This window comes from Pinisolibacter sp. DMC19 (assembly GCF_056313985.1).
Window position 1 is genome coordinate 331,673 of sequence record NZ_JBQUZF010000001.1, and the last position, 14,028, is coordinate 345,700.

At 67.4% G+C, this 14,028-nt stretch carries 10 protein-coding genes; 8 read left to right on the top strand and 2 right to left on the bottom strand.

The window, feature by feature from the left end:
* Positions 1–100: 100 nt before the first annotated feature.
* Positions 101–799, bottom strand: coding sequence for a response regulator (locus ACT53U_RS01485; RefSeq protein ID WP_476152141.1), 699 nt, complete (start codon positions 797–799; stop codon positions 101–103).
* A 632-nt stretch (positions 800–1,431) separates the two neighbouring features.
* Here ACT53U_RS01485 and ACT53U_RS01490 point away from each other — a divergent pair.
* Positions 1,432–5,127 (top strand): vitamin B12-dependent ribonucleotide reductase, encoded by a 3,696-nt coding sequence (locus ACT53U_RS01490; RefSeq protein WP_476152143.1) that lies wholly within the window; start codon positions 1,432–1,434, stop codon positions 5,125–5,127.
* Between the two features lie 155 nt (positions 5,128–5,282).
* Here the strand turns inward: ACT53U_RS01490 and ACT53U_RS01495 are convergent, their stop codons facing one another.
* Positions 5,283–6,050, bottom strand: a complete 768-nt coding sequence (locus tag ACT53U_RS01495; RefSeq protein WP_476152145.1) for a DeoR/GlpR family DNA-binding transcription regulator — start codon at positions 6,048–6,050, stop codon at positions 5,283–5,285.
* A gap of 230 nt (positions 6,051–6,280) precedes the next feature.
* On the opposite strand from ACT53U_RS01495, the gene deoC reads away from it, so the two are divergent.
* The 7 genes from deoC (at position 6,281) to rbsK (ending at position 13,803) form a co-directional block, all read left to right on the top strand.
* A complete protein-coding gene (deoC, locus tag ACT53U_RS01500) occupies positions 6,281–6,937 on the top strand; it encodes a deoxyribose-phosphate aldolase (protein ID WP_476152147.1) in 657 nt (218 codons plus the stop codon).
* Between the two features lie 112 nt (positions 6,938–7,049).
* Entirely contained in the window at positions 7,050–8,102 is a 1,053-nt protein-coding gene (locus ACT53U_RS01505) for a substrate-binding domain-containing protein (RefSeq protein WP_476152148.1), read from the top strand.
* Between the two features lie 73 nt (positions 8,103–8,175).
* Complete coding sequence (locus ACT53U_RS01510) at positions 8,176–9,720, top strand: sugar ABC transporter ATP-binding protein (protein ID WP_476152150.1); 1,545 nt, start codon at positions 8,176–8,178, stop codon at positions 9,718–9,720.
* A gap of 8 nt (positions 9,721–9,728) precedes the next feature.
* Positions 9,729–10,706, top strand: a complete 978-nt coding sequence (locus ACT53U_RS01515; RefSeq protein ID WP_476152152.1) for an ABC transporter permease — start codon at positions 9,729–9,731, stop codon at positions 10,704–10,706.
* 15 nt (positions 10,707–10,721) lie between these two features.
* Positions 10,722–11,720, top strand: a complete 999-nt coding sequence (locus ACT53U_RS01520; RefSeq protein WP_476152154.1) for an ABC transporter permease — start codon at positions 10,722–10,724, stop codon at positions 11,718–11,720.
* A gap of 63 nt (positions 11,721–11,783) precedes the next feature.
* On the top strand, positions 11,784–12,866 hold the full coding sequence (locus tag ACT53U_RS01525; RefSeq protein WP_476152155.1) for an aldose 1-epimerase family protein: 1,083 nt from the start codon (positions 11,784–11,786) through the stop codon (positions 12,864–12,866).
* 16 nt (positions 12,867–12,882) lie between these two features.
* Positions 12,883–13,803, top strand: a complete 921-nt coding sequence (rbsK, locus tag ACT53U_RS01530; RefSeq protein ID WP_476152157.1) for a ribokinase — start codon at positions 12,883–12,885, stop codon at positions 13,801–13,803.
* The last annotated feature ends 225 nt before the right edge of the window (positions 13,804–14,028 follow it).

Genomic DNA, 14,028 nt, shown 5'->3' on the forward strand with positions numbered 1-14,028 from the left:
CCCGGGAGGGCGCCCGGCACGGGGGCGGTCGTTGTTCGGCGAAACGGATAAGGATTCGCACGCGCGCCACGCGCCCGCGAGACCGTCTCGGACGCGCTCGTTATGCCGTGCGTCCGAGCCGCTGTCCAGTCGCCCCTTCGACGGGTTCCCCCGTCGTGCGGCGCATCGGCGCGCCCAGCCCGTGGAGTGGACCGCGACGACGCGGCTCCTCGAGCGCCTCCTCGACCGGCGGCTGCGCGTCGCGCCGCTGCGGCACGGCATCGCGGCGCTTCGGGAAGGCCCTGACGCCGTCGAGCAGATCGTTCCAGCGCTTGCGCTGGACGTCGAGCAGGCGGTCGCAGTCCTGCAGCACGAAACGGCCGGTCATCTCGTCGAGGACGAACTGGCGAGCGTCGCGTACGATCGCCTCGAGCCGCCGCAGGACGGCGACCGGCGACAGCGGCTTGGCGACGACGTGATGGACGCCGAGAGCGATCGAATGCTCGACCACCTTGCGGGTCGGCGTGCCGGCGACCAGAATCACCGGCACCGCGGTCAGCGGCCCGGCGCGCGGATCGCGCATCGACCGCACCAGCTCGAGCCCGTCGGCGACCGGCATCTCGTAGTCGGTGATCACGACGTGCGGCGGCTCCATCAACATGGCGTGATGGGCCTCCTCGGCGGACGCGAAGCCGCGGATGCGTCCCACGCGAGCGCCCGTCAGGATCGATCGCATGATGGCCTGGTCCTGCCGCGTGTCGTCGACGAAGACGACGTCGAGATCGCGCAGGTCGCACCCCATCGCTCGATTCTGTCGCATGTCACCGATTCTCCCACACCCGATCCGTCGGGCCCTCGGGAGTGATACTGACATGCCGTTCTCGAGACCGCGTTTCCGAGCCGTCCGTGAATTTACTTGAATTGGAACGAATTCCCTCGGCACCGTCGGCACTTGCGCGCAGACCTTCGTTCGTCCCCGTTTTCCACACCGCCATACACCATATTTAGCCGACGGAACGTCACCTGCCCCAAGTCCTTGACCCCCCCGAGGACTCGGACTAGCGTCGTTTCGGTTCGGTACCGAGCGGTCCGGGGTTTCCCCGCCACCCGGCTCGGATCTTCAAAAAGCGTCAGCGTTTCGACCCTCGCGGCCCACGTTCTCCCCTTCGGGAAACGGGGGACGGGGATGTGCGTTCGGTCGCCGGAGCTTCCGGAACGACCCTGTGCGAAAGGCGTCGTTAACCCTATATTTGGTATTTACGACGACCGTAGCCACAAGATATTCCCATTCACCGGGAATCATCGGACCGAGGCGGCACCATCCGCCCCGGTGGAAGACGCGGACGGGAGACCGGTCGCGAGAGCGAAGCGGGCGGGTCGAACCGCCATCGGGGAAGACGGGTTCGGCGGCACCCAGACGTGCCGACCGACGACGGGCTGGGGATCGAAGACATGCGCATCGAGCGTCGCTACACGACGGCAGGACAGTCGCCCTATCAGGCGATTGAGTTCCGCACCACGACTTCCGAGATCCGCAATCCGGACGGCTCGGTGGTGTTCAAGCTCGACGGCATCGAGGTGCCGGCGGCGTTCAGCCAGGTCGCGGCCGACATCCTCGCGCAGAAGTATTTCCGCAAGGCCGGCGTGCCTTCGCGCCTGAAGCGCGTCGAGGAAGAGACCGTGCCGTCGTGGCTGTGGCGCTCCGTGCCCGACGAAGCCGCGCTCGCCGCCCTCCCCGAGGCCGAGCGCTTCGTCTCCGAGCACGACGCCCGCCAGGTCTTCGACCGTCTCGCCGGCACCTGGACCTACTGGGGCTGGAAGGGCAAGTATTTCGACGGTGAGGAGGACGCCCGCGCCTTCTTCGACGAACTGCGTGCCATGCTCGCCCGCCAGCTGGTCGCCCCGAACTCGCCGCAGTGGTTCAACACCGGCCTGCACTGGGCCTACGGCATCGACGGCCCGTCGCAGGGCCACTTCTACGTCGATTACCAGTCGGGCGAACTCGTCCGCTCGGCCTCGGCCTACGAGCACCCCCAGCCGCACGCCTGCTTCATCCAGTCGGTCGCCGACGACCTCGTCAACGAGGGCGGCATCATGGACCTGTGGGTGCGCGAGGCGCGCCTGTTCAAGTACGGCTCCGGCACCGGCTCGAACTTCTCGCGGCTGCGCGGCGAGGGCGAGAAGCTCGCCGGCGGCGGCAAGTCGTCGGGCCTGATGAGCTTCCTCAAGATCGGTGACCGCGCCGCCGGCGCCATCAAGTCGGGCGGCACCACCCGTCGCGCCGCCAAGATGGTCGTCGTCGACGTCGACCATCCCGACATCGAGGCCTACGTCAACTGGAAGGTGAAGGAGGAGCAGAAGGTCGCCGCTCTCGTCACCGGTTCCAAGACGGTCGCCAAGCACCTCTCGGCGATCATGAAGGCCTGCGTCAACTGCTCGGGCTCGGGCGACGACTGCTTCGACCCGGCCAAGAACCCGGCGCTGAAGCGCGAGATCCGCGCCGCCAAGAAGGCCTTCGTGCCGGAGAACTACGTCAAGCGGGTGATCCAGTTCGCCAAGCAGGGCTACACCGACATCGACTTCCCGATCTACGACACCGACTGGGATTCGGAGGCCTATCTGACGGTCGCCGGCCAGAACTCGAACAACTCGGTGCGCGTCACCGACACGTTCCTGAAGGCGGTCGAGACCGGCGGCAAGTGGGATCTGATCCGCCGTACCGACGGCAAGATCAAGAAGACCATCGACGCCCGCGCCCTGTGGGAAGACATCGGTCACGCCGCCTGGGCCTCGGCCGATCCGGGCATCCAGTTCCACACCACGATCAACGACTGGCACACCTGCCCGGCGTCCGGCGAGATCCGCGCCTCCAACCCGTGCTCCGAGTACATGTTCCTCGACGACACGGCCTGCAATCTCGCCTCGATCAACCTCCTGCCCTACCGCACCGACGACAACGGCTTCGACGTCGCCGCCTACGAGCACACCTGCCGTCTGTGGACGGTGGTGCTCGAGATCTCGGTGCTGATGGCGCAGTTCCCGTCGAAGGAGATCGCCCAGCTCTCCTACGACTACCGCACCCTCGGCCTCGGCTACGCCAACATCGGCGGCCTGCTGATGTCGTCCGGCATCTCCTACGACTCGGCCGAAGGCCGTTCGATCTGCGGCGCGCTCTCGGCGATCATGACCGGCGTCGCCTATGCCACCTCGGCCGAGATGGCCGGCGAGCACGGCCCCTTCCCGGGCTATGCCCCGAACGCCGCCGACATGCTGCGCGTCATCCGCAACCACCGTCGCGCCGCCCACGGCGAGGCGACCGGTTACGAGAAGCTCGCCGTCTCCCCGGTTCCGCTCGACCATGCCTCCTGCCCGAACAAGGCGCTGATCGAGGCCGCCGAGCGCGCTTGGGATCTGGCGCTCGAACTCGGCGAGAAGCACGGCTATCGCAACGCCCAGGTCTCCGTCGTCGCCCCCACCGGCACGATCGGTCTCGTCATGGACTGCGACACCACCGGCATCGAGCCCGACTTCGCCCTGGTGAAGTTCAAGAAGCTGGCCGGCGGCGGCTACTTCAAGATCATCAACCAGTCGGTCACCTCGGCGCTGCGCGTTCTCGGCTACCGTGAGAGCGAGATCGCCGAGATCGAGGCCTTCGCCGTCGGCCACGGCACGCTCGATCAGGCGCCGGGCATCAACCCGACGACGCTGAAGGCGCGCGGCTTCACCGACGAGGCGCTCGCCAAGATCGCCGGCGGCCTCAAGTCGGCCTTCGACATCAAGTTCGCCTTCAACAAGTGGACGCTCGGCGAGGCCTTCTGCATCGAGACCCTCGGCTTCACCGCCGAGCAGCTGAACGACCCGTCGTTCGAGATGCTGTCGGCGCTCGGCTTCCCCAAGGCCGAGATCGAGGCCGCCAACATCCACGTCTGCGGCGCCATGACCGTCGAGGGTGCCCCGCATCTGAAGGCCGAACATCTGCCGGTCTTCGACTGCGCCAACCCCTGCGGCCGCACCGGCAAGCGCTTCCTGTCGGTGGAGAGCCACATCCGCATGATGGCTGCGGCGCAGCCCTTCATCTCGGGTGCGATCTCCAAGACGATCAACATGCCCAACGACGCCACCGTCGAGGACTGCAAGAGCGCCTATCTGCTGTCCTGGCGTCTGGCGCTCAAGGCCAACGCGCTCTACCGCGACGGTTCCAAGCTGTCGCAGCCGCTGAACTCGCAGCTGATCGCCGACGACGAGGACGAGGCGGAAGACGCGATCGAGGCGATGCGTTCGTCCGAACCGGCGCAGAGCCGCGCCACGGTGATGGCCGAGCGGATCGTCGAGCGGATCGTCGAGCGCACCGTCCGCGCACGCGAGAAGATGCCGAACCGCCGCAAGGGCTACACCCAGAAGGCGATCGTCGGCGGCCACAAGGTCTACCTGCGCACCGGCGAATACGACGACGGCCGCATCGGCGAGATCTTCGTCGACATGCACAAGGAAGGCTCCGCCTTCCGCGCGCTGATGGACTCGTTCTCGATCGCGGTCTCGGTCGGCCTGCAGTACGGCGTGCCGCTCGAGGAGTTCGTCGACGCCTTCGTCTTCACCAAGTTCGAACCGGCGGGCATGGTCATCGGCAACGAGGCGATCAAGAACGCCACGTCGATCCTCGACTACATCTTCCGCGAACTGGCGGTCTCCTACCTCGGTCGCCACGATCTGGCCCACGCCAACCCCGAGGACTTCGGCTCGACGACCGTCGGGTCCGGCACCGGGGAAGCCGCGAAGCCGCAGACGCCGATCTCCCGCGGTCTCGTCCGCGGCAAGCTCCCGGAGCGCCTGAAGGTGGTGGAAGGCTCGCCGCGTCCGGCGAGCGCCGGCCAACCCTCCGGCACGGTGTCTCAGGCGACGTCGGCGGTGACCGCCCTCAACGCGGTCTTCGGCGCCACGGCGCTGAAGCAGGACGCCGCCGCCGAGATCCGTCCGGCGACGGCCGGTTCCGCCGAGGTCAAGCCGGTGACCGCCGCCGACCGCCGCGCCGAAGCCCGGATGAAGGGCTACGAGGGCGAGAACTGCTCGGAATGCGGCAACTTCACCATGGTGCGCAACGGCACCTGCCTGAAGTGCGACACCTGCGGCAGCACGAGCGGCTGCTCGTGAGCGAGTGATCGGCGAGGACCGTCCGTGCGGACGGTCTTCGCTCGGTACTCGTCTGGTTGCCGAGAGCGGGGTCTGTCGCGAGACAGACCCTTTTTCTTTGGGCGGAGAACCCCCTGCGCCTCGCCCGCGATCGACGAGCCGCCGGACGTCGCACGTCAGCGGGTGACGATGCGGACGCCGCTCTCCTCGACCCGCCGGCGCAGGCCGGCGTCGACGTTCGAATCGGTCAGCACCGCGTCGAAGTCGCCGATGTCGGCGAAATAGGCCGAGCGGACGCGGTCGAACTTGCTCGAATCGATCACCAGATAGGTCTCGATCGAGCGGCGAATCGCCTCCTGCTTGAAGGCGACCTCGTGAAAATTCGAACAACTCGCGCCCTGGTCGGGGTGTAGCCCGCCGGCGCTGATGAAAGCCTTGTTGATGCCCACCCGCTTCAGTACTTCGAGGGCCTCCGGGCTCTCGAACGAGGCGGACGAGCGGTGATAGAAGCCGCCGAGCAGCACCAGCGAGACGTTTTCGAGCCGTCGCACCACTTCTGCGATGTTGATCGAGTAACACACCACCGTGATCTCGCCGACGCCGCCCAGACGCCGCGCGAGATGTGGCGTCGTGGTGCCGCAGTCGATGAAGATCGTGTCGCCGGCCTCGATGAAGCCGAGGGCGAGCTCGCAGGCCGCGCGCTTGCCCGCCGCGTGCGCCTCGCGCTCGCGATCGAAGACGTAACCGGCGCTGGGGACGGTCGACTGGGCGGCGATGACGTGGCCGCCGTGGCAGTTGAAGCGCTCCGGATGGGCCGCCACGTCGCGCCGAATGGTCATTTCCGAGACGTCCAGGGCCCCTGCGAGGTCGCTCAGCCGCAGCGATGCCGCCGTCTCGAGCGCTTCGGAGATCCTCTCTATCCGCTGGGGTCTGGTCAGGCTCATCACGTCGTCCGATCGGTCCGATCGTCGTGGCGCGCCCTTCGCGTCGCGACGGATCTCGGGGTGGTCGGGGACAGGGCCCCGGGTGGTGAGAAGCGGTGCCGCGACGGGCGCTCGCGGCGACATCCCCAGCTTCCACGTGAACGCGTCTTCACAACAGAATGTTAATCTGATAACACCGCTTGTGACAATCGAAACATGGGCCGAATGGCCGCAGTCCTCCGGAGAATCCCATGGTCATCGCCGCAGCCGACCTCCACGGTGTCATCGATCATACCATTCTGAAGCCGGACGCGCGTTGCGACGACGTCCTGCGCTTCTGCCGCGAAGCCCGTGAGAATCGGTTCTTCTCCGTCTGCGTCAATCCCGTCTGGGTTCCCACCGTCGCCGAGGCGCTGGCGGGTTCCGGCGTCGCCACCTGCTCGGTCGTCGGCTTCCCGCTCGGCGCGATCCCGACCGCGGTGAAGGCGAACGAGACCGCCTGGGTGGTCGCCGCCGGTGCCGACGAGGTCGACATGGTGATCGACGTCGGCGCGCTGAAGGACGGCGAGACCGACCGGGTCCGGGCCGACATCGCCGCCGTCAAGGCCGCCAGCGGCCGGGCGCTCCTCAAGGTGATCATCGAGACCTGCCTCCTCACCGACGAGGAGAAGGTCACCGCCTGCCGTCTCGCGGTCGAGGCCGGGGCCGACTTCGTCAAGACCTCCACCGGTTTCTCGACCGGCGGCGCCACCGCCGAGGACATCGCGCTGATGCGCCGGACGGTCGGCCCGAAGATCGGCGTCAAGGCTTCCGGCGGCGTCCGCACCCGCGAGGACGCGCTGAAGATGCTCGCCGCCGGTGCCTCGCGCATCGGCGCCAGCGCCAGCCTGGCGATCATCGCCGGCTGATCCCTTTCCCCATCCCCTCCCCCTCGGACGACAGGAGACCCGAGCCGCTCTACCTTTCTCGGAAGTCTGACATCAAGAATCGACATCAGGGACAAGAAACGAGGACAATGCCATGAAGAAGCTCATCGCCGCCGTCGCGACGGCCGCCGCGCTGGTCGCCGGCTCCGCCTTCGCCGCCGGCAACGGCCCCGTCGACACCTCGCAGGTCCGCAAGGACATCGTGTCCTCCGCCACCGGCAAGAAGTTCACCATCGCCACCGTCGTCAAGGTCGACGGCATCGCGTGGTTCGACCGCATGCGCGACGGCATCAAGCAGTTCAAGGCCGACACCGGCCACGACACCTGGATGCTCGGACCGAGCCAGGCCGACGCGGCCGCCCAGGTGCAGATCATCGAGAGCCTGATCGCGCAGGGCGTCGACGCCATCTGCGTGGTGCCCTTCTCGGTCGAGGCGGTCGAGCCCGTCCTGAAGAAGGCCCGCGATCGCGGCATCGTCGTCGTCGCCCACGAGGCCTCGAACATCAAGAACGCCGACTACGTGCTCGAAGCCTTCGACAACAAGGCCTACGGCGCCAAGCTGATGGAAGTGCTCGGCACCGCCATGGGCGGCGAGGGCAAGTACGTCGCCACCGTCGGCTCGCTGACCTCCAAGTCGCAGAACGAGTGGATCGACGGCGGCGTGGAGTACCAGAAGGCCCACTTCCCGAAGATGCAGCAGGTCACGACCCGGCTCGAGACCTATGACGACGCCAACACCGACTACACCAAGCTCAAGGAAGTCCTGACCACCTATCCGGACCTCAAGGGCATTCTCGGTGGCCCGATGCCGACCTCGGCCGGCGCCGGCCGTCTGGTCGCCGAACGCGGCCTCAACGGCAAGCTGTTCTTCGCCGGCACCGGCCTGGTCTCCGTCGCCGGTCAGTACCTGAAGAACGACAACATCCAGTACATCCAGTTCTGGGATCCGGCGGTCGCCGGCTACGCCATGAACGTCGTCGCCACGATGGCGCTGTCCAAGAAGGCCGGCGAGATCAAGGCCGGCCTCAACCTCGGCCTGCCCGGCTACACCAAGCTGACCACGCCTGCCGGCGGCGCGCCGAACCTGCTCTACGGCGCCGGTTGGGTCGGTGTGACCAAGGCCAACATGGCCGACTACAACTTCTGACCCCATACGGAGGGCGTCGTCCGCGACGCCCTCCCTCTTCCGAGCCCCATCCACTCGAAAGCGGGTCAGCACCATGCCCTTCCCCACTGCCTCTCCGGCGTCCCCTGCCCCGGCGGCCGCGGCCGACGTCTTCCTCGACCTGCGCAACGTGGAGAAACGCTTCTCCGGCGTCCGCGCCCTCGACGACGTGTCGCTGACCATACGGTCGGGCGAGATCCACTGCCTCGCCGGCGAGAACGGCTCGGGCAAGTCGACCCTCATCAAGATCATGTCCGGGGTCTATCGGCCCGACGGCGGCTCGATCCTGATCAACGGCCGCAATCTGCCGCATCTGACCCCGATCGAGGCGATCCGCCAGGGCGTCCAGGTGATCTATCAGGACTTCTCGCTGTTCGGGAACCTGACCGTCGCCGAGAACCTCGCGCTCAACACCGAGCTCCAGGCCAAGCGCAGGCTGGTCAGCTGGGGCCGTGTGCGGTCCATCGCCGATGAAGCCATCGAACGCCTCGGCGTCGACATCGACCCGACGAAGGAAGTCGACGATCTGTCGACAGCCGGGCGCCAGCTCGTCGCCATTGCCCGCGCGTTGATGTCCGATCCGCGCCTCCTCATCATGGACGAGCCGACGACAGCGCTCACCCGCAAGGAGGTCGAGACCCTCTTCCGCATCGTGCGCGACATCCAGTCCCGCGGCATCGCCGTGCTCTTCGTCAGCCACAAGATGCGCGAGATGCTGGAGATCTCCGAACGGATCTCGGTCATCCGCAACGGCAAGAAGGTCGCCGAAGGGCCGACCTCCGAGTTCGACGAGCCGAAGATCATCCGCCACATGACCGGCCACGACATCGCGTCGCAGAGCTACGTCTGGACGCCGCCGACGGAGGAAGTGCCGCCGCGCCTCGAGATCCGCAACCTGACGCTGCCCGGCGCCTACGAGGATCTGTCGCTCGCCATTCGGCCGGGCGAGATCGTCGGCCTCTCGGGCCTGCTCGGCTCGGGGCGCACCGAGGTCGCCAACACGCTGTTCGGCCTCGAGCCCGGCTACACCGGCTCGGTGCTGGTCGACGGCAAGGACGTGCGGCTCGACCGGGTTTCGACCGCGATCGACGCCGGCATCGCCTATGTGCCGGAAGACCGGCTGACCGAGGGCCTGTTCCTCACCCAGTCGATCGACCGCAACATCCTCGCCACGATCTACGACCGCATCGCCTCGTGGTCGGTGGTCGACCGCGAGAAGGCGGCGGAACTCGCCTCCGGCTCGATCCGCTCGCTGCAGATCGCCACGCCGACCGGCGAGAAGCCGGTGGGTCAGCTCTCCGGCGGCAATCAGCAGCGCGTGGTGCTCGCCCGCTGGCTCCTCACCGACGCCCGCGTGCTGATCCTCAACGGCCCGACCGTCGGCGTCGACGTCGGCTCCAAGGCGGAGATCCACCGCATCATCCGCGACCTCGCGGTGAAGACCGGGGTCTCGGTGCTGATGATCTCCGACGACATCCTCGAGCTGGTGCAGAACTGCAACCGCATCGTGGTGATCCATCGGGGCCGCTTCGTCGACACGATCGAGACCGCCGAGACGTCGGAGCACGCGATCTCCGACATCCTGACGTCCTTCCGGTGAGGTGACCCATGGCTCTCTTCCATAGATCGGAGGTCGTCATCGCGGCCATTCTCATCGCCGCGATGATCCTCATCGGCCTCGTCAATCCGGCCTTCTGGCAGATCGACAACCTGTTCTCGCTCTTACGCTCCAACATCGTCATCGGCATCATGGCGCTCGGCGTCCTGCTGGTGATGCTGTCGGGCGGCTTCGACGTCTCTTTCCCGGCCTTCGCGGTCGCGGCGATGTATCTGACCGTCAAGGCGATGTTGGCGACCGGCTACGAAGGCGTCTTCGTGCCGTTCCTGATGGCGATCGCCATCGGGGCTGCCTGCGGCGCGATCAACGCCTTCTTCGTCTGGAAATTCCGGATGATCCCGCTGATCGTGACGCTCGGCACCGGCTCGATGGTGCGCGGCTTCCTGCTCGGCGTGGTCGGCACCTCGATGATCAACATCGACCGCTTCCCGCCGGTCCTGATCGACTTCGCCAAGACCGAGATCGTCACCCTCGCCAAGGCGGACGGCACCCATTCGGGTCTGACCGCGATGATCCTGATCTACGTCGCCCTGGCGCTCGCGGTGCATCTGATGCTGCGCTACACGATGATCGGCCGCTCGATCTTCGCGCTCGGCGGCGGAGCGGAGGCGGCCACCCGCGTCGGCTTCGACCTGAAGAAGACGATCTTCTTCATCTACTGCCTCGCGGGCGCGCTCGCGGGCTTCGCCGGCCTGCTCCACTGCTCGATGATCTGGCTCGCCAACCCGCGCGACTTCGTCGGCACCGACCTCGAGGTCATCGCCGCCGTGGTGCTCGGCGGCGCCTCGATCTTCGGCGGGCGCGGCAGCGTGCTCGGCACCATGCTCGGCGTCTTCATGCTGGTCATGGTCAAGAACAGCCTGATCATCATGAAGGTCGACACCACCTGGCAGCTCGTCGTGGTCGGATCGATCATCGTCATCGCCACCGCGGCCAGCGCCTGGCGCGACCACGGCCGTCGGGCCTGAGCGAGGAGAGACCCCTTGAACAAGATCTCTTTCGACCCCCGCTCGCTCTTCAACCGCGACAACAACATCGCCCAGCTGCTGGTGATGGTCGTGCTGATCCTCGCCGTGATGACGGCGCTGTCGCCCGACAAGTTCCTGCGCTGGTACAATTTCGAGAGCCTGACCTATCTCTTCCCCGAGCTCGGCGTGCTGTCGATCGCCATGCTGGTGGCGATGATGACCGGCGGCATCGACCTGTCGATCATCGGTATCGCCAACGTCTCGGCGATCCTCGCGGGCCTCTTCTTCCACCGCATGATCGGCCGCGGCGCCGAGGCGGGCGGCGACCAGACCCTGTGGATCCTCTGCGGCATCGGACTGTCGATGGGCGTCGGCATGCTGGCGGGTGCCTTCAACGGCTTCCTCATCACCCGCCTCAAGGTGACGCCGATCCTCGCCACCCTCGGTTCCGGTCAGATCTTCACCGGCATCGCGCTGGTCCTGACCGGCGGCCCGGCGATCGTCGGCTTCCCTGCCGCCTGGGACTGGATCGGCAACGGCAAGATCTTCGGCCTCGCCGTGCCCTTCGTGCTGTTCGTCTTCATCGCCCTGGCGGTCGCCTTCGTGCTGACGCGCACCACCTTCGGGCTGGCGCTGCAACTGATCGGCACCAACCCGAAGGCCGCCGTCTATGCCGGTCTCGACCGGGCGAAGATGGTCTTCATGAGCTACGTGCTCACCGGCACCCTCGCCTCGATCGCCGGCATCATGCTGTCGGGCCGCACCAACGCGGCGAAGTCGGACTACGGCACGTCGTACCTGTTGCAGGCGGTGCTGATCGCCGTGCTCGGCGGAACCAATCCGGCCGGCGGCAAGGGCACCGTGGCGGGCGTCTCGATCGCGGTGATCGCGCTGATGCTGCTGTCGTCGGGCTTCCAGATCCTGCGCTTCTCCAACCACCTGATCGACTTCATCTGGGGCGCCTTCCTGCTCCTGGTGATCGCCATCAACGCCTACAAGAACCGGACCCGCTGACCCCCGACCGCGCCGCCCCTCCGGCGGCGCGGCACGGACGCGAGACGACCAGAAGAGGGTGCCATGACCACCACCGTCACGCTGCGCGAGAGCCATTTCGGCGAAGCCGAATACGAGTTGCTGCGCTCCGGCGCACTCACCGCCCGCCCCTTCCGCTATCCGAGCGGCATCGCGGCGATCCGGCTCGCCAACGACCGCGGCCACCTCGTCGTGCTGCCCTTCATGGGCCAGATGATCTGGGACGCGGTCTTCGACGGCGTCGATCTCGGCATGAAGGACATGTTCGCCGAGCCGCGCCCCGCCGAGTCCATCGCCGCCACCTACGGCTGCTTCGCCTTCCACTCGGGGCTCTTGAGCAACGGCTGCCCGTCGCCCGCCGACACCCATCCGCTGCACGGCGAGATGCCCTGCGCGCCGATGCAGTCGGCGGCGCTCGAGATCGGCGAGGACATCGAGGGCCCCTATCTGGCGCTGACCGGCACCCGCGAATGGGTGATGGGCTTCGGCGACCACTATCGCGCCAGCCCGCGCATCGTGCTCAGGCCGGGCACCGCGCTCTTCGACTTCGGCATCCGCGTCGAGAACCTCGCCTCGGCGCCGATGGACCTGATGTACATGGCGCACGTCAATTTCGCGCTCCTGAAGGGCGGACGCATCGTCCAGCCCGCGCCCTTCGACGCGGCGCACACGGTGGTGCGCTCGGTCGTCCCCGGCCACGTCCGGCCGACGCCCGCCTATCTCGCCTTCATCGAGGAACTGGCGCGCGATCCGTCGAGCTCCGCCGTCCTCGATCGGCCCGAGCGCTACGATCCCGAGCAGGTGTTCTACGTCCGCGGGGTTCGCCGCGGCGCCGACGGGCGCACGGCGATGATGCAGGTCACGCCGAAAGGCGACGCGCTGACCATCGCCTGGAACCCCGACGACCTGCCGCACACCGTGCGCTGGATCTTCGACAACGGCGATCAGCAGGTCGCCGCCTTCGCCCTGCCCGCGACCTGCGAGCCGGAAGGCCGCATCGCCGAGAAGGCCAAGGGCCACGTCCGTTCGCTGGCGCCCGGCGAGACCGCCGCCTTCTCCGTCCGTCTCGGCCATCTCGACAGCGGGGAAGCCGCGCGCGTCGAGGCCGAGATCGGCAAGTTCCGTTGATCCCGAGGAGACCGTCATGCCCGTGAAGATCGCCGTCGTCGGTTCCAACATGGTGGACCTGATCAGCTACATCACCCGCATGCCCGACCGCGGCGAGACGGTGGAGGCGCCGGACTTCCGCATGGGCTGCGGCGGCAAGGGCGCCAACCAGGCGGTCGCCGCCGCCAAGCTCGGCGCCGAGGTGACGATGGTCACCAAGGTCGGCGACGACGCCTTCGCCGACACGACCATCGCCAACTTCCGCCGCTTCGGCATCGACACGAAACACGTCGAGAAGGTGCCGGGCGTCTCCTCGGGCGTCGCGCCGATCTTCGTCGAGCCGTCGGGCGAGAACTCGATCCTGATCATCAAGGGCGCCAACGGCCATCTCGCCCCCGCCGACGTCGACCGCGCCGGCGAGGACCTGAAGCACGCCGATCTCATCCTGATGCAGCTCGAGGTGCCGCTCGAGACCGTCTATCACACGATCGAATTCGCCGCGGCGAACGGCATCGAGACCGTGCTCAACCCAGCCCCGGCGGCGGCGCTCGATCTCGCCCGCATCTCGAAGGTGACCTTCCTCACCCCGAACCAGACCGAACTCGCGCTCCTCACCGGCATGCCGGTCGGCGACGAGGTCGAGGCGATCGTCGCGGCGAAGTCGCTGGTCGACAAGGGTATCCGCGTCGTCGTGGTGACGCTCGGCTCGCGCGGCGCGCTGCTGGTCGACGGCAAGGGTGTCACCCGCATCCCGCCGGTCGCGGTGAAGCCGGTCGACACCACCGGCGCCGGCGACGCCTTCATCGGCTCCTTCGCCCGCTTCTACGGCGAGAGCCGCGACGTCGAGGCCTCGCTGAAGCTCGCCGCCCGCTACGCCGCCGATTCGATCACCCGCCCCGGCACCCAGACCTCCTACGCCACGGCCGAGGAATTCGCGGCCCTGCGCGGGGCCGAATGACCGGACGCCCGTGAGGGCACGATCCGAGGGGCAGGAGAACGCCATGAAACGGGGTCCGTCGCGAGACGGACCCCGTTTTCGCGTGGTCCACCCGCCGTTTTCCCACCCCCTTGCCACTTCCGTCGAAGTCGCATCGATTGAAAGCTGAATGAAAGCCGGATCGATCATGATCACGGTCGAGCCTTCTCCCGCCCTGGGGCGTCGAGAGGAAGGCCTGAAGAAACG